19 protein-coding genes and 1 pseudogene are annotated in these 21,092 nt (G+C 32.9%); 11 read left to right on the forward strand and 9 right to left on the reverse strand.

Features of this window, described 5'->3' with window-relative positions; translation table 11 throughout:
- The first annotated feature begins 57 nt into the window (after positions 1-57).
- From FLACOL7796_RS16095 to FLACOL7796_RS16120, 6 genes are all read left to right on the forward strand, one after another.
- The gene (locus tag FLACOL7796_RS16095; RefSeq protein WP_173971752.1) at positions 58-636 is read left to right on the forward strand and encodes a porin family protein; all 579 of its coding nucleotides are present in this window, start codon (positions 58-60) and stop codon (positions 634-636) included.
- 173 nt (positions 637-809) lie between these two features.
- Positions 810-1,433 (forward strand): porin family protein, encoded by a 624-nt coding sequence (locus tag FLACOL7796_RS16100; protein WP_173971753.1) that lies wholly within the window; start codon positions 810-812, stop codon positions 1,431-1,433.
- A gap of 183 nt (positions 1,434-1,616) precedes the next feature.
- Positions 1,617-2,180: a porin family protein gene (locus tag FLACOL7796_RS16105; RefSeq protein ID WP_173971754.1), complete on the forward strand. Its 564-nt coding sequence runs from the start codon at positions 1,617-1,619 to the stop codon at positions 2,178-2,180.
- A gap of 184 nt (positions 2,181-2,364) precedes the next feature.
- Positions 2,365-2,949 carry a porin family protein gene (locus FLACOL7796_RS16110; protein WP_173971755.1) on the forward strand — a complete coding sequence of 195 codons (585 nt, stop codon included), beginning with the start codon at positions 2,365-2,367 and terminating at the stop codon, positions 2,947-2,949.
- Positions 2,950-3,027: 78 nt separating this feature from the next.
- Positions 3,028-3,924, forward strand: a complete 897-nt coding sequence (gene xerD / locus FLACOL7796_RS16115; RefSeq protein WP_173971768.1) for a site-specific tyrosine recombinase XerD — start codon at positions 3,028-3,030, stop codon at positions 3,922-3,924.
- Between the two features lie 157 nt (positions 3,925-4,081).
- Positions 4,082-5,605, forward strand: a complete 1,524-nt coding sequence (locus tag FLACOL7796_RS16120) for a sensor histidine kinase (RefSeq protein ID WP_173971756.1) — start codon at positions 4,082-4,084, stop codon at positions 5,603-5,605.
- A 72-nt stretch (positions 5,606-5,677) separates the two neighbouring features.
- On the opposite strand, the gene rny is transcribed toward FLACOL7796_RS16120, so the two are convergent.
- The 3 genes from rny to FLACOL7796_RS16135 all read right to left on the reverse strand — a co-directional run bounded on the left by rny (position 5,678) and on the right by FLACOL7796_RS16135 (position 8,040).
- Positions 5,678-7,240 (reverse strand): ribonuclease Y, encoded by a 1,563-nt coding sequence (rny, locus tag FLACOL7796_RS16125; RefSeq protein WP_173971757.1) that lies wholly within the window; start codon positions 7,238-7,240, stop codon positions 5,678-5,680.
- Between the two features lie 209 nt (positions 7,241-7,449).
- On the reverse strand, positions 7,450-7,743 hold the full coding sequence (locus FLACOL7796_RS16130) for a cell division protein ZapA (RefSeq protein ID WP_041516860.1): 294 nt from the start codon (positions 7,741-7,743) through the stop codon (positions 7,450-7,452).
- A 6-nt stretch (positions 7,744-7,749) separates the two neighbouring features.
- On the reverse strand, positions 7,750-8,040 hold the full coding sequence (locus FLACOL7796_RS16135; protein WP_173971758.1) for a hypothetical protein: 291 nt from the start codon (positions 8,038-8,040) through the stop codon (positions 7,750-7,752).
- Between the two features lie 179 nt (positions 8,041-8,219).
- On the opposite strand from FLACOL7796_RS16135, the gene FLACOL7796_RS16140 reads away from it, so the two are divergent.
- The 4 genes from FLACOL7796_RS16140 to FLACOL7796_RS16155 are packed head-to-tail and all read left to right on the forward strand — an operon-like array spanning position 8,220 to position 13,774.
- Positions 8,220-9,902, forward strand: a complete 1,683-nt coding sequence (locus tag FLACOL7796_RS16140; protein ID WP_173971759.1) for a M23 family metallopeptidase — start codon at positions 8,220-8,222, stop codon at positions 9,900-9,902.
- Positions 9,903-9,913: 11 nt separating this feature from the next.
- Positions 9,914-12,373 (forward strand): TonB-dependent receptor, encoded by a 2,460-nt coding sequence (locus tag FLACOL7796_RS16145; RefSeq protein WP_173971760.1) that lies wholly within the window; start codon positions 9,914-9,916, stop codon positions 12,371-12,373.
- Entirely contained in the window at positions 12,370-13,005 is a 636-nt protein-coding gene (locus FLACOL7796_RS16150; protein ID WP_173971761.1) for a hypothetical protein, read from the forward strand. Before FLACOL7796_RS16145 ends, FLACOL7796_RS16150 begins: the two co-directional genes overlap by 4 nt.
- 46 nt (positions 13,006-13,051) lie before the next feature.
- Positions 13,052-13,774 carry a hypothetical protein gene (locus FLACOL7796_RS16155; protein ID WP_173971762.1) on the forward strand — a complete coding sequence of 241 codons (723 nt, stop codon included), beginning with the start codon at positions 13,052-13,054 and terminating at the stop codon, positions 13,772-13,774.
- A 184-nt stretch (positions 13,775-13,958) separates the two neighbouring features.
- On the opposite strand, the gene FLACOL7796_RS16160 is transcribed toward FLACOL7796_RS16155, so the two are convergent.
- The 5 genes from FLACOL7796_RS16160 to FLACOL7796_RS16180 form a co-directional block, all read right to left on the reverse strand.
- Positions 13,959-14,660 (reverse strand): hypothetical protein, encoded by a 702-nt coding sequence (locus FLACOL7796_RS16160; RefSeq protein WP_173971763.1) that lies wholly within the window; start codon positions 14,658-14,660, stop codon positions 13,959-13,961.
- A 129-nt stretch (positions 14,661-14,789) separates the two neighbouring features.
- Positions 14,790-16,619 carry an ABC transporter ATP-binding protein gene (locus FLACOL7796_RS16165; protein WP_173971764.1) on the reverse strand — a complete coding sequence of 610 codons (1,830 nt, stop codon included), beginning with the start codon at positions 16,617-16,619 and terminating at the stop codon, positions 14,790-14,792.
- A gap of 212 nt (positions 16,620-16,831) precedes the next feature.
- Positions 16,832-18,559 carry a phospho-sugar mutase gene (locus tag FLACOL7796_RS16170; RefSeq protein WP_173971769.1) on the reverse strand — a complete coding sequence of 576 codons (1,728 nt, stop codon included), beginning with the start codon at positions 18,557-18,559 and terminating at the stop codon, positions 16,832-16,834.
- Between the two features lie 130 nt (positions 18,560-18,689).
- Complete coding sequence (locus FLACOL7796_RS16175) at positions 18,690-19,646, reverse strand: glycosyltransferase family 2 protein (RefSeq protein ID WP_173971765.1); 957 nt, start codon at positions 19,644-19,646, stop codon at positions 18,690-18,692.
- Positions 19,647-19,665: 19 nt separating this feature from the next.
- Positions 19,666-20,199, reverse strand: a complete 534-nt coding sequence (locus FLACOL7796_RS16180) for a DUF4199 domain-containing protein (RefSeq protein WP_173971766.1) — start codon at positions 20,197-20,199, stop codon at positions 19,666-19,668.
- Positions 20,200-20,443: 244 nt separating this feature from the next.
- Here FLACOL7796_RS16180 and FLACOL7796_RS16185 point away from each other — a divergent pair, with 244 nt between their 5' ends.
- A complete protein-coding gene (locus tag FLACOL7796_RS16185) occupies positions 20,444-20,698 on the forward strand; it encodes a type B 50S ribosomal protein L31 (RefSeq protein WP_029272307.1) in 255 nt (84 codons plus the stop codon).
- A gap of 178 nt (positions 20,699-20,876) precedes the next feature.
- Here the strand turns inward: FLACOL7796_RS16185 and FLACOL7796_RS24705 are convergent.
- Positions 20,877-21,092 (reverse strand): annotated as a pseudogene (locus tag FLACOL7796_RS24705) (IS110 family transposase); the annotation flags it as partial.

A 21,092-nucleotide genomic window follows, 5' to 3' on the forward strand; every position in this document is an offset into this window, starting at 1 on the left:
TTTTTGTGAAGTATATTTTTATATTTGATTATTAAATTTAACCCAAAACAAATTAAAATGAAGAAAATTATTTTAGCTGCTATAGCAGTAATGGCATTTGGATTTACTAATGCACAACAAACAAGATTTGGAATAAAAGGAGGTCTTAACCTTTCAACAGTAGTTGGCGGAGATGTTGACGATACTAAATCATTAGTTGGTTTTCACGTTGGAGGTTTTGCTGAAATTCATGTTGTAGAGAAATTTTTTATCCAACCAGAACTTTTATTCTCAACGCAGGGAAGTAAATTTGATGGTTTTGGAGGAGATTACGATTATAAATTGAATTATTTAAATATTCCGGTTTTAGCAAAATATTATATAGTAGATAAAAAATTTAGTGTTGAAGCAGGACCACAATTAGGTGTTTTATTGTCTGCAAAACTTGATGGTGAAGATATTAAAGATTATACAAGATCAGTAGATTTTGGTTTTAACATTGGAGCGGGTTATAGTTTTACTGATAATCTTTCAGTAGGTCTTCGTTATACTATTGGTTTATCTCCTCTTTCAGATAAAGATATTGATAATGAAGATGATTATTACAATAGTGCTAAAAACAGTAACCTTGCGTTATCTCTGGCTTATAAATTCTAATTACTTAGTATTAAATAATCTCAAAAAACCTTTCTGGATTTCAGGAAGGTTTTTTTATGCTCAAAATTTTTGATAATAAGAATTTACCACCCAAAATTATAGTATCTGATTTATTCCAGTTTTTAATACGTATATTTCTATATTTGGCGAAATTAATCAACCAAAAAAATAAAATGAAAAAAGTTATTTTATCTGCAATTGCAGTTATGGCATTTGGCTTCGCAAATGCACAAGATGTTAAATATGGTCTTAAAGGTGGCCTAAATATTTCGAACTTTACAGGAGATACAGATGGAGCTAATTTAAAATCAAGAGCAGGTTTTAATGTTGGAGGCTTTGTAGAAATAAAACTTTCTGAAAAATTTTCTATTCAGCCGGAACTTTTGTACTCTACTCAGGGAACTAAAATTGCAAATATTGGAGATTACTTAGACGATGAATTTTTTACGGGAGATATTAATTTTAATTTATCCTATATCAATGTGCCGGTGATGTTTAAGTATTATGTAGCAGAAAAATTTAGTATCGAGGCTGGTCCGCAAATTGGATTTTTAACTTCAGCAAAAACAAAAACAAAATTAGATGGATTTAGTCAAACCGTTGAAGACGATGTTAAAGACAGTTTCGAATCAATCGATTTTGGATTAAATTTTGGAGCAGGTTATGATTTTACAGAACATTTTGCAATAGGAGCAAGATATAATTTAGGATTAGCGAACATCGCGAAAACTGAGGCAGGAGACGATACTAAACTTCATAATAGCGTTTTCTCATTTTCTGCGGCATACAAATTTTAGCCAATTTCAAGCATAATTTTATAAAGTCTTCCTAAATTGTTTAGGAAGGCTTTTTTGTAAGAAAAGTTCATTTTTAATAAGATTTTGCGCCTAGTTACTACAAAAAATGTTAAAATACAAGTAATTTTTTGGTAAGTATATTTCTATATTTGCCCCGAATTAATTTAGCCAAAACAAATAATAATGAAAAAAGTTCTTTTATCTGCAATCGCAGTTATGGCATTTATGAGTGTTAGCGCTCAAGAAACAAGATTTGGAGTTAAAGCTGGTCTTAACCTTTCTACTTTAACAGGTGACGCTGAAGATGCTAAATCTTTAGTAGGTTTTCAAGTAGGTGGTTTTGCTGAAATCAAACTTACTGATAAATTTGCAATTCAACCTGAGGTTTTATTCTCTACTCAAGGAGCTAAATTTGACGATATTGAGGGTGATTCTAAGACTAAATTAAATTACATTAACGTTCCTGTTTTAGCGAAATATTTTATTACAGAAGCTTTTTCAGTAGAAGCAGGTCCACAAATTGGATTTTTAGTATCAGCAAAATCTGACGGTGAAGATATCAAAGATTTTACTAAATCTGTAGATTTTGGTTTCAATTTAGGAGCTGGATACAACTTTACAGAAAATCTTTCAGTAGGTCTTCGTTATACTCTTGGTTTATCTCCTGTTAATGATAATGGTGATGATTTTGAGGATTATACTGTTAGAAACGGTAATTTTGCTTTAGCGGTAGGATACAAATTCTAATTAAATAAGATAATTTCATACTTAAGAAACCTTCCTGATTCAGGAAGGTTTTTTTATTTCTGCTTGTCATAGTTTTGAAAACTAATTACTTAAATAAATTAGGTTAAAGATAAATTTTTATATTTGTATAAGAATATTCTGTTTTTTATTGTTGTATTGGTTCTTTAATTTTAAATTTATAGAAATGAGAAAAATTACTTTATCAATTGTAACATGTTTGGTATTTGTGTTTGCAAATGCCCAGTCAACCAGATTTGGAGTAAAAGGAGGGTTGAATATTTCTAATTTTACAGGCTATCAGGAAGATGTTAAATCGTTGGCCGGTTTTCATATTGGAGGATTTGCAGAAATAAAAATTTCGAAAAAATTTGCGATTCAGCCTGAGTTTTTGTTTTCTACCCAGGGAACTACTATCGAAGGTTATGATGGCGATTCGAATACAAACGTCAAACTCAATTATTTAAATATTCCCGTTTTAGCTAAATATTATGTTACAGATGCTTTTTTTGTTGAAGCCGGACCACAAATTGGGTTTTTATTATCGGCTAAAAGTAGTGGAGTAGATATTGGTGATTTGTATAAATCGACAGATTATGGACTTAATCTTGGCCTGGGGTATAATTTTACAGAAAATATTTCAGGAAATGTGCGTTACACAATTGGTTTAACAGATATTAATGATGTATCTGATGATTCTCAATATCCTGATTTGTATGATGCAAGCTTTAAAAACAGCAATTTTGCATTATCATTAGCTTATAAATTTTAATATTAACATCAATATATTTTAAAAACCTTCCTCATCAGGGAGGTTTTTTTATATCTAAAAATGTTTTACTTTGTAAGTATGAATTGGAGCAGGTATATAAAAGATTATCAATCGTATTTACGCATCGAAAGAGGGTTGTCGAAAAACACCATTGAGAATTATGGTTTTGATATCGAACGATTGTGTCTTTTTTTAGAAACCAATCAAATTGATGTTTCGCCTTTAAAGATCAGCGAAGAAACCATACAGCAATTTATTTATGCTGTTGCCAAAGAAGTTAATCCGCGTTCGCAAGCCCGTATTATTTCGGGATTGAAAAGCTTTTTTAATTATCTGGTTTTTGAAGATTACAGAAATGATAATCCGCTTGAATTAATCGAAACGCCTAAAACAGGTCGTAAATTACCCGATACCCTATCTGTAATGGAAATAGATGCGCTAATTGCTGCGATAGATCTTAGTTCTAACGAAGGCGAACGAAATCGTGCTATGTTAGAAACCTTGTACGGTTGCGGTCTCCGGGTCTCAGAATTGGTTTCGCTTAAAATATCCGATTTGTTTTTTGATGAAGGTTTTATAAAAATAACCGGAAAAGGAAACAAAGAGCGCTTTGTACCCATTGGCAAACTGACTCAAAAATACATGCAGATTTATCAAAAAGAAGTTCGTGTAAACCTTACCATAAAAAAAGGTCATGAAGATACCTTGTTTCTGAACCGAAGAGGCAATCAGCTTACGCGCGCTATGATCTTTACGATTATCAAAGATTTGGCGGTAAAGATAAGCCTGCATAAAAGCATTAGTCCGCATACCTTAAGGCATTCATTTGCAACTCACTTACTTGAAAATGGTGCCGATTTAAGATCCATTCAATTAATGTTGGGTCACGAATCGATTACAACAACTGAAATTTACGTGCATTTAGATCGAAGTTTTCTAAAAGAAGTCATGCATTCCTACCATCCGAGAAAATAATTTTTTGCCAAGACAAGCCATTTTAAGTGAAAATTTAATATATTGTGTAATATTTTATATTAATTAGGAAATAAAAAAACATGAACTGAGTCTCTTTTTTGTTCTTTTTTGTTGAGATATTATTTTAAATAATTGAATCTACATAAATAAGTAATATATGGTTTTTGATTTATATGGAAATGAGGATTGCTTAGAGGTAAATAATTTTTACAAGAAGCTATTTGCAGAAATGCCTGATTTACTTTTTCAGTTTGTTATTGATTGCGATAATAATTATACTTTTCCCCTTGTCAGTAAATCAGCTGATGAAATTTTCGAGCTTACTGCCGAGATGTTTTCAAACGACCCTAAAGTCATTATTTACGATAGAATTTTTCCGCAGGATCGCGATTTCTTTTTTGATTCCTTAGTCAAAGCCCGTCGAGAAGTGAAACCCTGGCAAATCGAGTTTAGAGCGATTTTGCCTAAAAAAGGATTGCGTTGGTTTAAGATTTCTTCTAAAACTGAATTGTCTCCCGTGGATGGTTGTGTTAGTTTTTACGGTCACGTTTCTGATATTACAGAACTAAAAGATAAGGAAGAAAAGCTGCGTATATCCGAAGAACGTTTTCAGTTTGCACTTGAAGCTTCTACTGCAGGAATCTGGGATTGGGATATGGTGACCAATAACGTATTTTATTCTTCATTATCATTAAAAATTTTAGAACTTGATTCTACTGATATTTTTGATGATCCTGAGCGCTGGGATAAAATTGTTCATCCCGATGATTTGCCTAAATACTATTCTGATATCCAGGAGCATTTTGATAATAAAATTCCGTATTACGAAAATTATCATCGCGTAATGACTTCGAGTGGAAATTATAAATGGATTCTGGATCGCGGCAAAGTGATTAAAAGAGATGAAAACGGAAAACCATTACGTGTTATTGGTACGCATACCGATGTTTCTTTGCAAAAAGAAAAAGAATTAGAACTTTTAAAAACCATGAAACTATACAGTGATCAAAATAGCCGACTGGTTAATTTTTCGCATATCGTTTCGCATAATTTAAATACGCAGGCGGGTAATATCAAATCGATTTTAGATTTTATTGATGCCGATATCGAACGACAAACAGTTAATGAAATGCTGGAGCATTTAAGAACAGTTTCTAACGATCTTAATGATACGATTTCAAATTTAACTCAGATTGTAAAAACGCAAAGCAATATCAATATTGCGGTTGTGCCATTAAAACTTTGTGAGTATATCGATAAAACGATCTCGACTATTAAAGGGTTTGATAAACAAAAGAATGTTACGATAATAAATAACGTTCCTAAATATCTCACTATTAATTTTAATCCGGCTTATATGGAAAGTGTTTTGTTGAATTTTGCAACAAATGCCATAAAATATGCACATCCGGACCGTGATCCTGTTATTGTTTTTGATTTCTCGATTGAACCCGAAGGACATAAATCCTTAAAAATTACCGATAACGGATTGGGTATTGATTTGAATGTTTACGGTGATTTGTTGTTTGGTATGTATAAAACATTTCACAAACATCAGGAAGCCCGCGGAATTGGTTTGTACATTACCAGAAACCAAATTGAAGCGATGAAAGGAACGATTTCTGTAGAAAGTGAGGTTGGAGTAGGTACAAGTTTTAAAATCATCTTTAATGATGTTTAAAATCATAAATTAATATAAATAATAAAGGCTATCTGTAGAAGATAGCCTTTATTATTTTATAGAGTTTAGAGATTACTTCGCAATATTTACTGCTCTTGTTTCTCTAATTACAGTTACTTTTACCTGACCTGGATAAGTCATTTCAGTTTGGATTTTTTGTGAAATCTCGAAAGATAAGTTTGCTGCATTATCATCAGAAACTTTTTCGCTTTCTACAATTACACGTAGTTCTCTACCAGCCTGAATTGCGTATGCATTTTTTACACCGCTAAAACCGTAAGCTACTTCTTCAAGATCTTTCAAACGCTGAATGTATGAATCTAAAACCTGACGTCTTGCACCTGGTCTTGCTCCTGAAATAGCATCACAAACCTGAACGATAGGAGAAAGTAATGATTTCATTTCGATCTCGTCGTGGTGAGCTCCAATGGCGTTACAAACTTCTTCTTTTTCACCATATTTCTCCGCCCATTGCATACCTAATAATGCGTGAGGTAAATCACTTTCAGTATCCGGCACTTTACCGATATCATGTAGTAAACCTGCTCTTTTTGCCAGTTTTACGTTAAGCCCTAATTCAGCCGCCATGATACCACAAAGTTTAGAAACCTCTCTTGAATGTTGCAATAAGTTTTGTCCGTAAGATGAACGGTATTTCATTCTACCAACAACTTTTATCAATTCCGGGTGTAAACCGTGAATTCCTAAGTCAATAACCGTACGTTTACCAACTTCGATAATTTCGTCGTCAATTTGTTTAGCTGTTTTAGCAACAACTTCTTCAATTCTTGCCGGGTGAATACGTCCGTCAGTTACCAATTTGTGCAATGACAAACGGGCGATTTCTCTACGAACCGGATCAAAACAAGAAAGGATAATAGCTTCCGGTGTATCATCAACAATGATTTCTACTCCGGTTGCAGCTTCAAGCGCTCTAATGTTACGACCTTCACGACCAATAATTCTACCTTTTACATCATCAGATTCAATGTTAAATACTGAAACGCAATTTTCAACTGCTTCCTCAGTTCCAACTCTCTGGATGGTATTGATGATAATTTTCTTAGCTTCTTGTTGTGCTGTAAGTTTAGCCTCTTCAATGGTATCCTGAATATGAGACATTGCTTTACTCTTCGCTTCGGCTTTTAAACCTTCAACCAATTGTTCTTTTGCTTCTTCAGCAGAAAGCCCTGAAATTACTTCAAGTTGTTGCAATTGACTTTTGTGTAGTTTGTCAACTTCAGCTTGTTTTTTATCTAAAACTTCAATTTTGTTGTTGTATTCATTTGTTTTAGCTTCAAAATCGTCGTTTACTTTTTTAGCTTTAGAAAGTTCGTTAGAAACCTGAGATTCTTTATCGCGAACTCTTTTTTCTACTTCTGCTACTTTTTTATCTCTCGCTAAAATAACTTGTTCATGCTCAGATTTTAATTCAATGAATTTTTCTTTAGCCTGAAGAATTTTATCTTTTTTAATGTTCTCTGCTTCTAAATTAGCATCTTTTAAAATTGAAGAAGCTTCTTTTTTTGCGTTCTTGATTAGATTAGAAATATTGCTTTTTTCGATAATTTTAGCGATTGCAAAACCTGCCGCAATCCCTATAATACCTGAAATAATGATCGTTATTATGTCCATGTTTGTTAAAATTTATATATAAAAAAAGCCTACATTAATTGCTTGAATAAACTCGTAAAGACAAGTTTTGAGCTAACTCACTGTTCAAGTTTCCCAGCCAAAAGGAGGGCATACTATAGTAGCGACGATTTGCTCATTCTAAATTGTTAGTGTTGAGTTTACCAATTGTGAACTAATGTAGGCAGTATCTTAGTTTCTGTAAAGAACGTTTAATTTTCGAGATATTGATCTAATAGCGAATTTAATCTTTTAATTCTTTCGATGGTTTCTTCGCCATCGATTGCGTTATCAATTTGTTTTTGTTCTACTTGTGATGCAAATTGCAAGGCACACATAGCCAGAACATCTTGTTTATCACGAACCGCGTAACTTTCTTCGAATTGCTTGATCATAGCATCAATTTTTTTAGAAGCACTTCTAAGTCCTTCTTCCTGAGTTGGTTCTACCGTTAATGGGTAAACTCTGTCTGCAATTGATATTTTAATTCTTAGCTTTCCGTCCATGTCTTTCTAGTCTGATAGTTGTGCTATACAGTAATCAATTTCGCGAATTAATGAATTTATTTTAAGCTTTGTCTCTCTCTTGTTATTGTCGCTGCCGAGCAACGAATTGGCTATCTTAAGTGTGTCATATTGCTTCTTCAAAGCCTCCATTTCTTCAGATTGTTTCTGGATAATTTGCGCAGCTTTGGCTAATTCTAATTGTAATACCTGATTGTGCTTCTCTAAACCTTTTGACTTCTCAAAAAGCTTTTCGACTTTATATTCAAGAGTATCAATTATTTCTGCAATTACACTCATTGTAAATCCTATTCATTACTTAATCATACAAAGTTAGTATTCCTTTTTATTAATGCAATTTTTTATCGATTTTTTTACATTAAAAATAACCAATTAAATGAAATTCAATTAATTGTATTTTTGTAGCTTTTTACTCGGTTTTGGCTTGTTAATTTTTTATCTTAGCAAAAATGTTGTTTATGAAATCCTCACTATTTGCCTTATTTTTTTGTCCATTTATTTTTGCCCAAACGCAATATCCAAAGAATGATTTCCGCCCGCCGCTTGATATCCCAATGCAACTTTCCGGTAATTTTGGGGAGTTAAGGCCCAATCATTTTCATGCCGGGTTCGATTTAAAAACGAATCAAAGAGAAGGATTAAGTGTTCATGCCATTGCCGACGGATATGTTTCAAGAATAAAAATTTCGACTTTCGGTAACGGAAAATGTATCTATATTACCCATGCGAACGGATATACCTCAGTCTATGGACATTTACAAACTCCTGTAGGTGAAATTCAGGAATATGTAAAAAAAACACATTACAAAGAAAAAGCATACGAAATCGAAATGTTCCCAAAACCAAACGAATTGCCGGTTACAAAAGGGCAAATTATTGGACTTTCGGGAAATACAGGTTCTTCTGAAGGACCACATTTGCATTTTGAAATTCGTGATTCTAAAACGGAATTTGTGATCAATCCGATATTTTTTGGTTTTGATAAAAATATTAAGGATACGAAAAAGCCAACATTGTCAGGTTTGTATGTTTATCCTTTAGATAATGCAACGGTAAATCAGTCTAAGCAGCCATTGCTGGTTAGTATGACGCTTCAAAAAGACGGAACTTATTTAGCGGGTAAAGTAAAAACCAATGGAAAAATTGGTTTTGGAATCAATGCGGTAGATACCGATGATGTTTCTCATAACAAAAATGGCGTATTTAATGTTTCCAGTTTTTTAAACGGAAATCAAAACTACAATTATCAGTTTAATACCTATTCGTTTGATGAAATGCGTTACATCAATGCTTTTATTGATTATTCAAGATATAAAAAGACAAGTCAGCGCGTTCAGAAACTTTTTATGAAAACGCCTTTTGCTTTAAGCATTATCAAAACAGATGCAGATCGCGGTATAATTTCGGCTCAGCCAAATCTTGCTTCGATGTACAGAATTGAAGTTTCTGATTATTTCGGAAATCAAAATTCAATTACAGTTCCAATCGAGTACGATACGGCAACTCCACTTGTTCAGGCAGAACCCGTAACGTCAAAATATTTCATTAGATACAATAAAGATTCAAATTTCGAGAAAGATAATATGTCGGTTTTCTTTCCGGCAGGAACTTTCTACGATGATTTTAATATGAATTTTGATGTAAAAAATAATAAAGTTTACATTCATGATGATACCGTTCCCGTACATTCAAACTTTACAATTACGATTAAAGATGATACTTATCCTGAATCTTTGCGAGATAAACTTTATATAGGGAAAGGAACGAGTTATAACGGAACCATTAGAAAAGGGGATGTTTTTACTGCCAAAGCTAAAATACTTGGTCAATATGGTTTGGTTCTCGATACCATTGCTCCGGTGATTAGAATTGCAAAACCTGTTGAAGGAAAATGGATCAGTGACCAGAAAAAAATTGACTTTACCATTAGCGATGCTGCATCAGGAATAAAATCGTACAACGGATACCTAAACGGAAAGTGGGTTTTGTTTGAATATGAAAATAAAGCCAGAAGAATTACGCACACTTTTGATAATGAATTGTTACTGGAAGGTGAAAATGATTTAAAAATAGAAGTAATTGATAATGTGGGTAATTCTGCTATCTTTGAAACTCGTTTTTTTAGAAGTCAACAAAAATAAAACCAAAGCGATTGAACCATAATAAGCTACTATTTGTTTTTCTTTTTTTATGCATTACGTGTTTTTCATTTGCCCAAAGTGCTCATGTTAAAGGTGTTATTTTAGATGAGCAAAATCGACCTGTTTCAGATGTAAATGTTACCTCTTTAGGAGCAACAAAACAATCTGATGCAAACGGTTTTTTTGAAATTAATGTACCTTCAAATAAAAAAACGTCGCTGATTTTTACTCATATTTCTTTAAAAATGATGAGTCTTACAGTGAATTTAAAGCCGAATGAGGTTTTTGTTTTTAATCCTGTAATGAATAACTCTGAAGAACAAATGGGAGAGGTTTTTGTTTCTTCCCGAAATAAAAAACGTGTTCAGGGTATTGCTACTGTTGATGCAGCTACAATTAAAAAAATTCCCGGAGCAAACGCAGGAATAGAAAATATTCTAAAAACATTACCCGGAGTAAATTCAAACAATGAACTAAGTACGCAATATGCCGTTCGTGGCGGTAATTATGATGAGAATTTAGTGTATGTAAACGAAGTCGAAGTGTATCGTCCGTTTTTAATTCGTTCCGGACAGCAAGAAGGTTTGAGTTTTACCAATACAGATTTAGTTCAGAATGTTGATTTTTCGGCTGGAGGATTTCAGGCCAAATTTGGGGATAAGCTATCTTCTGTTTTAGATATTACGTATAGAAAACCAACTCAGTTTGGCGCATCATTAGAAGCCAGTTTATTGGGCGTAAGCATTTCTGTTGATGCCGTTTCTAAAAACAAAAAATGGTCAGCAGTAACCGGAGTGCGTTATCGGAATAATAGTTTATTGGTGAATAGTCAGGATACACAAACCAATTATACGCCTAGTTTTGCCGATATTCAAACGAATATTAATTATGATATTTCGAATAAATGGCAAGTGAGTTTTTTAGGTAATATTTCGCAGAATAAATATTTATACCAGCCATTAACACGCGAAACTAAATTTGGAACTATAGATCAGCCTATGTCGCTTGCGGTATATTACGAAGGCAAAGAGCGGGATCAATATGACACTTATTTTGGAGCTTTAAAGACAACCTACAAAGTATCGCCAACTCTAACCTTAAAGTTTATCGGATCGCTGTTTCATACTATAGAGGAAGAGCATTTTGATATTTTGGCACAATACCGTTTAGGAAACATAGGCGAGGACGGCCCAACTCAAGTCGATTTTACACGAGGAATTGGTTCGCAGCTCAATCATGCCAGAAATGATTTGGATGCTTTAATTGCAAACGCAGAAATTAAAGGTTTTAAGGAATGGAAAAACGACAGTCAATTAGAGTTTGGTTTAAAATACACCAGAGAATCTATTCGTGACAGAATTGTAGAGTGGGAGATGATCGATTCAGCTGGTTTTTCTATCAATCCGCCAATTGCTATTTTGCCAAAAAATAATCAACCGTACGAACCTTATACCGGGCCGCTTTTGCCGTATCAAAATGTTCGCGCTACAAACTTTAATACTATAAACAGATTTTCGGGTTATGCCCAATACAATAAAAAATCAGAATTGGGATCTAGTCAGATTTGGTATAATTTGGGAGCCCGTTTTCAGAGTTGGGATGTTTCCGGTGCTGCGATCGAAGGAAAAAATCAAATAGTGTTTAGTCCGCGTGCTCAGTTTGCTATTAAGCCGGATTGGGATATGGATATGGTTTTCAGGCTTTCGGGCGGAATATACCATCAGCCACCATTTTACAGAGAACTTCGTGATCTGAATGGCGTTGTCAATCCAAATGTAAAAGCGCAAGAATCTGTACATATTGTTTTGAGTAATGATTATAATTTTAAGATGTGGAATCGCCCTTTTAAATGGGTGACGGAATTGTATTATAAATCACTTTCTGATGTAAATGTGTATTCGATCGATAATGTGAGAATTCGTTATATCGCCAATAATAATGCAACAGCCTACGCGCAAGGTCTTGATTTTAGACTGAACGGAGAGTTTGTGCCCGGAACAGAATCCTGGATTAGTTTCGGGTATTTAAAAACCGAAGAGAATTACGAGAATAAAGGTTATATCGCCAGACCAACAGATCAGCGTTTAAAATTTGCCATGTTATTTCAGGATTATATGCCTAATATTCCGAGTGTGAAATTATATCTTAACTTGGTTTACAATACCGGTTTGCCTGGTGGATCTCCTGCATATTCTGATCCTTATTTGTATCAAAATCGCTTGAATGATTATAGAAGAGCAGATGTTGGTTTTGCCAAAGTTTTTGTAGATAATAGTACGAAAGTAGCCAAAGCAAAGTGGTTGAAAAACTTTAAAGAACTATCCGTAGGATTAGAGATTTTTAATCTATTTAATAATCAAAACGCAATAACCAATACTTGGGTTCGCGATGTGTATTCTAAAAATCAATACGCCATTCCGAATTATATGACTTCGAGAGTTTTTAATATTAAGCTAAACGCGCGGTTATGATAAATAAGCGTGAAAAAAGAAAAAGAATTTTTTACGTGCCGGGAATAATATCTTTGGTTTTTATTCCGTTGTTGTGTTTGTATTCTTGGTATAGAAAAGATGTCTTTAAGAGCGAAGGATGTATTGATATCTATTTTCCTGAAAAGTCTTTTACCAAGTCAAATTTGGAATCTATTAAAAGAAATTATCAGGTTTTTAATTTTAATAGTTCTGAAGTTTTAGAATCTAAAGACTTAAAAAATCTTCAGACTGTTTTAAGGAAGATGAATCGTGAAAATGATACTATAAATGGTGTTCAGATTCATTTGGGAAATAAAATGGCTTATGAAGTTTATGTTAGAATTTTGGATATTTTAGCAATTGAACAAATGCCTACTTACCAACAATATAACAATGATTTTTTTGTTTTAATGTTGCCAAAACCGAAGGCTGATAAAAATTTACGAGAAATAACTCCCATTACATGTGGTTATTGGGAAGCTAATAAAGAGTTTGTCTTAAAAGAACGGAAAGAAAAGCAATTTCAATATGTTTTAGCGCTGTATAAAAAGTATTGGTATCTTTTTCTAGCTTATCTGGGAATCGTAGTTCTCAACATCTTTGCCTTAGTAAAATTCAATAAAACGAAATAATACAATCAAAAATACTATATTTGATATCCTAATATAATTAGCTTACATGAAAAGATCCTTAACCTATATAGCCTTAGCAATCATCGGAACATTAGCGAGTTGTAAAGATGAAGTTCAGAAACCGAAAGTAATTTATGATGCTGCCAATAAATCAAATGTGGTGTCAAAGACGGATTCAACGCAGATTGAAATAGCCGATTTACCTATTCAGATGGAAGGAACGAGTTATTTAATTCATCCTGTTGGTGATTTACGTGTTTTCGAAAAGGGAACCAAATCACGCTACGGATCGTCTAGTGTAAATGATGTAAGCTTTACTATTTCTAATTTAGGGGAGTATGAAATTACAGGATATTTACAAAATTTAAAATTTCAAAAAATAGATTCAGATTCTATTCGTCCTTTAACAGATAAGCCGGCTTTGATCTTAACGGCTACTTATTTAAAGTCAGTTGCAGACAGAACTCAAAACCAAATTATGGTTTATACTCTTGCTGATTCAGATACTAATAAAGACGGTAAAATTGATTCAGGAGATATTAAAACATTATATCTAAGTAATATCAGCGGAGAAAATTTCACAAAGATTTCCGAAGATTTTCAGGAATTAATAGATTGGAGTTTAGTAGAATCTAAAAGTCGTTTGTATTTCAGAACAATTGAAGATACCAACCAAAACGGACAATTTGATAAAAATGACGTTTTACACTATAACTACATAGATTTAGGATCTAAAAAATGGGAGGTTAAGAGTTATAAACCTATTTAAAGATTCTAAGTTACTAAGGTTCTAAGTTACTAAGATTTGGAATCAAAAAGAAAAAGCTGTTTAAAAATTAAATCAATTAATTTTTAAACAGCTTTTTCTTTTAAGACGATGGTTAAGACTCTTTTAATCTATATAATTTGGCAAAAAAACCTCAGCACCTTAGAACCTTAGTAGCTTAGCGCCTCTATATCAATATGTCGCTTTCGAGATCAGATTTTTCAATGTCAAAATCAAAACCTAAACGGTCTACTAAATCAATGACGAGTTTTTTGTACCAGTTTTCAGATTTTGGATGAATGTAGATCCTTTCGATTAATTGTTTAAGATCAACGTTTATTTTTAAACCGTCATTTAGTTTGATGTCGCTTTTTGAAGTGTCGGTAAGAATACGTACTTCACGCTCATATTGGAAGCTTTTTCTTTTAAATAGAAACGGGAAGAACAAATCATCAAACGGAATATATTCTTTTTTATAGTCGATGTAATTGACTTCGCCAATATACTGGTCAAAATTATTTTCAGGTCTTACTGCTTTTTGTAATCTGCCAATAGTCGACTGAATCGCTAATCCTTCACTATTTTGAGTGAAAATCTGCCACATAGCAAAAGATTCGTATTCGTTAATATGCCAGCTGCTAATAGCCACTTTTTCGCGATGTGTCTTGTAATAACTTAAAAATTCAGGATTATCAGCGGCAAGTTTTTTAATCTCCTCAAAAGTAGGTTCGCTAAAAGTACCTTCGTATTGATCTTCAAACTTGTCAGATCGGGACATGAATAGTTTTTTAGACAATAATAAATCAAGAAATTTAGATAAGTCTAAGTATTTCCAAACAATTGTATCTGGATCATCAGGAAGCGTTATGTTCGGATTATTGAGATACATTTTTTAAGTTTTAAAATTTATTCTAAAAAAAAAAGCCACAGATCGTAAAGATTAAAATGATTTTATTTCGTTAAAAAAAGAATCTGTGTTAATCTGTACAATCTGTGGCTAAAAGTCTAATCTTTTTATTTACGATTCAAAAGACTGCATCGTTACCAGTTTATTATAAGTTCCGTTATGATTGATTAATTGATCATGCGTTCCTTGTTCTACTATTTTTCCTTTTTGCATAACAACAATCAAATCTGCTTTTTGAATAGTCGAAAGACGGTGTGCGATTACGATCGAAGTTCTGTTTTGCATCATATTCTCTAACGCCACCTGAACAAATTTTTCACTTTCTGTATCCAGAGCTGATGTTGCTTCATCCAAAATCATAATTGGAGGATTTTTTAGTACAGCACGGGCAATTGATAAACGTTGTTTTTGTCCTCCTGAAAGTTTGTTTCCGCTGTCTCCAATATTGGTATAAATTCCTAAAGGCAACTCATTCACAAATTCAAAAGCATTGGCGATTTTTAGCGCTTCAATAATTTCGTCATCTGTAGCGTCTAATTTTCCTAACGAAATATTCGCTTTTATAGTATCATTAAATAAAATACTGTCTTGTGTGACCAATCCCATTAATCCACGAAGAGATTGCAGGTTCATGTCTTTGATGTTGATTCCGTCTATAGAAATAGTACCGTCATTTACATCATAAAAACGAGTCATCAGGTTGGCAATCGTACTTTTTCCACTTCCGGATTGTCCAACAAGTGCTACGGTTTGTCCTTTTTTAATAGTAAGAGAAAAGTCTTTTAAAACGGTTTCGTCCTGATATTTAAAATTGATGTTTTTAACTTCGATACTATCATCAAAAGATGTTTTTACAATAGCGTCAGGTTTAGAAGTAATCGGGTTTTCCTGATCTAAAATTTCAAGAACACGTTCTGCTGCGGCATTTCCTCTTTTTACTCCATAAGAAGCTTTAGAAATCGCTTTTGCCGGAGTTAAGATATTATATGCTAATCCCATATAGGCAATAAAAGCAGCGCCATCTAGACTTTTGTCAATTAAAACCATTTGTCCTCCATACCATAATAAAATAGCAATTACAGTAATTCCCATAAATTCACTTGCGGGAGAGGCTAAATTCTGGCGATTACCAATGTTATTTGATAAATTAAAAAAACGTTCTGTAGAATTTTGAAAAACGGTGTTGAAATAATTTTCAGAATTATATCCTTTTACCACCTTCAGGCCTCCAATAGTTTCTTCTATAGTCGATAAAAAAGTTCCTTGTTCCTGTTGTGCTTTAGTAGATTGTTTTTTTAGCTGTTTTCCAATTAATGAAATAATATAACCCGAAACAGGAATAAAAATAAAAACAAAAAGCGTTAGTTTAGGACTAATAATCAGCATTGTAGTGATGGTGAAAATAATAGTCAGAGGTTCTTTTACAATAAGTTCCAGAATAGCCAGAAATGAGTTTTGTACCTCATTTACGTCAGCTGAAATTCTTGAGATAACATCTCCTTTTCTTTTTTCAGAATAAAAGGCCAAAGGCAACTCCAATGTTTTCTTGTACATTGCATTTCGCATGTCTCTTAAAACACCATTTCGTAAAAAAGTGATAAAAAACATAGCGGCATAATCGGCTAAGTTTTTAAGTAAAAAGATCGAAATGATAATCGCGACCATAATCGATAAGACATACCCGGATTCATGCGTGCCTTTTGTAGTGGTAATGTAATAGCTTAAATAATCCTGGCCGTAATCCTGAATTTTTAAAATTCCATGATATACCGGTTTTTCCGTAATTTGTTTGTTTTTATCGAATAATACCTGAAGCATTGGTATTAAAGCAACAAACGAAAGCGTGCTAAAAAGCGCATACAAAACATTGAAAAAAATGTTTAAGAATGCATATTTTTTATACGGATATATAAAGGGAATTATTTTTTTTATGTTACTCATTTATTTATATATGTTTTTTTCTGCTGTAGCAATTACTCTTTCGAGTTTTTCAGTAATAATTCTATAATAATTTACTTAGAATTGTAGCTGAAATTTTGCACACAATGTGTGCAAAATTATAATTTGTTGAAATAGAGTATTTTGATTGTTGTCGTTATGCAATTTTAACTTTTAGTTGGATAATCAATCTGACTACTATTTCGGTAATGTTATTATTTCAATTGCATTCCTGCAATGATATTTTGAATTTTTTCGTCTAAGAAACTTTCTGCAGCATCAAAATTGGCAACCGAATCTAATTCTGCATTAACGCTAATGTAGAATTTAATTTTAGGTTCAGTTCCGCTTGGTCTTGCACAAATTTTAGAACCATCTTCAGTATAATAAATCAACACGTTAGATTTCGGAATATCCATTGTAGATTCCTCACCAGTCAATAAATTTAAAGCAATAGACGATTGATAATCTTCGACCATAATTACTCTTTGTCCGCTGATTTCTTTCAAAGGATTTTGACGTAAATCAATCATCATCTGATTAATTTCCTGCAAGCCTTCCATTCCTTTTTTAGTTAACGAAACCAAATGTTCTTTATAAAAACCATTTTCAACATAAAGTTGTAAAAGTTCATTGTAAACACTGCTTCCTGCTGCTTTTGCCTGAGCTGCAACTTCGCATATTAATAAAGTAGCTGCAACAGCATCTTTATCTCTAACAGCATCACCAACCATAAAACCAAAGCTTTCTTCACCGCCTCCAATAAATTCGAGTTCCGGGAAATCTTTAATCATTTTAGCTATCCATTTAAAACCAGTCAAACCAACTTTGCATTCAACGCCGTAGCTAGTGGCTAATTCCATCATCATCGGAGTAGAAACAATCGTAGAACCTACAAATTGTTTGCCATTAATTTTTCCGGCTTTTTTCCATTGTTTCAATAAGAAAGAAGTCATCAAAATCATGGTCTGATTTCCGTTTAGCAAAATCATTTTGCCATCATTGTTTCTAACCGCAACACCAAGACGGTCGCAATCAGGGTCAGTTCCTACAACAATATCAGAATTGGTTTTGTCTGCCAAAGCCAAAGCCATAGTCAAAGCCTCAGGCTCTTCAGGATTTGGAGATTTTACCGTTGGGAAATCCCCGTTTGGTTCAGCTTGTTCTGGAACAATATGCACATTCGTATAACCCGCTTGCGATAAAGTATCAGGAATAGATTTTATAGAAGTTCCGTGCAACGAAGTAAAAACAATCTGCAGATTATCTTTGGCTTCAGCCGGAGTATTAAAACTTGCGTTTTTTATAGACGATTTTACAAAAGCCTTATCAATTTCAGTATCGATATATTCAATCAGGCTTTCGTTAGAATTAAACTTAATTTTATCGTAGCTTAAATTTTCGATTACATTAATAATTGCCCCATCCTGCGGAGGAACAATTTGTCCTCCATCTTCCCAATATACTTTATATCCGTTATATTCCGGCGGATTATGAGAAGCCGTAAGTACGATTCCGCATTGGCAACCTAAATATTTAAGAGCAAAAGACAATTCAGGAGTCGGACGTAAATCTGAGAATAAATAAACGTGAATTCCGTTTGCAGAGAAAACGTCAGCTACTACTTTAGCTAAAGTATTGCTATTATGACGGCAATCGTAAGCAATAACAACCTTTAAAGGCTGATTAGGGAAAACCTCATGCAAATAATCAGACAATCCCTGAGTATTTTTTCCAAGCGTATATTTGTTAATTCTGTTGTTTCCAACGCCCATAACACCGCGCATTCCGCCAGTTCCAAATTCAAGATTTTTATAAAAACTCTCTTCAAGTTCTTTTGGCGAGGTAGTCATTAATTCCTTAACCGCAGCTTGTGTATCGTTGTCAAATGTAGGTGTCAACCATTCGTTTACAGCATTTAAAATATTAGGTGCTATATTCATCATTCGTATATTTTTATATTTAAATTAAAGTAGTAATAATTTTCAGGAGCTAATCCTGCTTTCCGCTATATCTTTTGTGGCGAACCCCGCCACAAAAGGATGCCGCTACCATCAGGGCTAGGACTTCACGTTAAAAATTAACCTCTCGGGCAACTTTATAACGTGCTTCGTTGCTTTTAGTTCTTAAAATAATTTCACCAAGAAAACCTGCAAGAAACAGTTGAGTTCCTAGAATCATGGTAGTTAAAGCAATAAAAAACCAAGGATTACTGGTTACAAGGCTATATTTCATTCCGTTATACATATGGTATAATTTAGATATACCTATATATCCGGCTGCTAAAAAACCGATAATAAACATTAATGAACCCATCGCACCAAATAAGTGCATAGGTCTTTTTCCAAATCGGGATAAAAACCAAATCGTGATCAAATCCAGAAAACCGTTTATAAAACGCTCCATTCCAAATTTAGTTTCACCGTACTTACGTGCCTGGTGAATCACTACTTTTTCTCCAATTTTATTAAAACCGGCATTTTTTGCCAAAACAGGAATGTAACGGTGCATTTCGCCCGAAACCTCAATGTTTTTTACCACCGTATTTTTATAAGCTTTTAATCCGCAGTTGAAATCATTCAATTCAACACCCGAAGTTTTTCTGGCTGCCCAGTTAAAAAGTTTCGACGGAAGATTTTTCGCTACAACAGAGTCGTAACGTTTCTTTTTCCAGCCTGAAACCAAATCAAATTTCTGAGCCGTGATCATTTCGTATAATCCTGGAATCTCATCCGGACTATCCTGCAAATCCGCATCCATGGTAATAATAACGTCTCCTTGTGCTTTTGCAAAACCAGCATGCAGCGCCTGTGATTTTCCAAAGTTTTTCATAAAGCGAATTCCCTTTACATTAGGGTTTTCGTTAGAAAAACTTTCAATAATATTCCAAGAATCATCTGTACTTCCATCATCTACAAAAATGATTTCATAAGAGTAATTGTTAGATTGCATCACTTTAATAATCCACGAATAGAGTTCTTTTAGTGATTCCTCTTCGTTAAGAAGCGGTATAAGTATAGATAAATTCATTTATATTTTATTATAGACTTTAAGGTTTGTCATTCTTTACTACTGCTCCGATAATTAGAGAGTATATTAATCCAATTAATGAATACATGACAAGTGTTACTGGAAGAACAATTAATGGATTCATGAATTTTTTCACCATGCTAAGTCCCATTTCTAATTCTTTTGATGATATATTAGGATTCTGAGTAATCATTCCTTCTTTAGAAATCTCCAGCATTTCATTTATGAATTCAGGAAATATTAGATTAAAAATTACACTAAATATAGCATATACCAGGCCTGCAAGAACAGTAATTGAAATCCCTGTTTTTAAACATTCAGAAAAAGATATGAATCCGTTGTTGATATCCTTTTTATAATGATTGCAACCTAAGTAAATAAATATAAGAGGTAATACTAAATAATTTGAGATATTTACAATTACTCCAACACTTGAATTTACTAATGATTTCATGCCAATTACATACATAATGACAAACTCTAAAACCATTATAACACCGAACAAAAGACCGTACATAGTTCCTGACTTAGCAGGAGATATATTTTTATCCATAAATTATTTAGTTTAATTAATCCACAAATATAGCAATTCCCAATATATGAGAGATAAAAAAGCTTTTTGAATTTAACTAAAAAAAAGTGACCTAAACATTTGTAGATTAAAAAAGAATTGTAAATTTGCACTCTGAAATAATAAAAAGTTTTAAACAAAAAAAGAGTATCCTTTGTTTACACCTTTTTCTAACCATGAAAAAGCTTCAAAATAAAATGCTCTAAACAATAAATAAAAAGAAAAGATGAAAAAAGGAATTCACCCAGAAAATTACAGATTAGTTGCATTTAAAGACATGTCAAATGACGAAGTTTTTATCACTAAATCTACTGCAGATACAAAAGAAACAATTGAAGTTGACGGAGTTGAGTATCCAGTTGTAAAAATGGAGATTTCTAGAACATCTCACCCTTTTTATACTGGTAAATCTAAACTTATCGATACTGCAGGACGTATTGATAAATTCAAAACTAAATATGCAAAACACGTTAAAAACTAATAACTGTTTTTATTTATACAAAAGCCTTCCAATTTGGGAGGCTTTTTTTATGGAATTATAAAATTTAACCGCAAAGATTCTGTGTTGATTTCCAAATTTAAATCTTAATTTTTATTAGTTTTGCTTTTCAAGACAGTCATTGAGCTAGTCTCTATAGCGTGTAAAACCATTTGTGTTTTCACGCTATTTTTTTTACGTACTCTTTGTCATAAATTGTTTCATTTTTAAATAAGATATATATTAATTCGAGTATTTTTCTTTGAATAGCTACCAGTGCTTTCATTTTAATTCCATGCTTAGATATTAATCGTGCATATATCTCCCTAAAATTATCATCCCATTTTACTGCTGTTAGTGCCGGCAAATGCATTGATTTTCTTAAATTTCTATTTCC

It is taken from the genome of Flavobacterium bizetiae (assembly GCF_902804475.1).
Taxonomy (GTDB): domain Bacteria; phylum Bacteroidota; class Bacteroidia; order Flavobacteriales; family Flavobacteriaceae; genus Flavobacterium; species Flavobacterium bizetiae.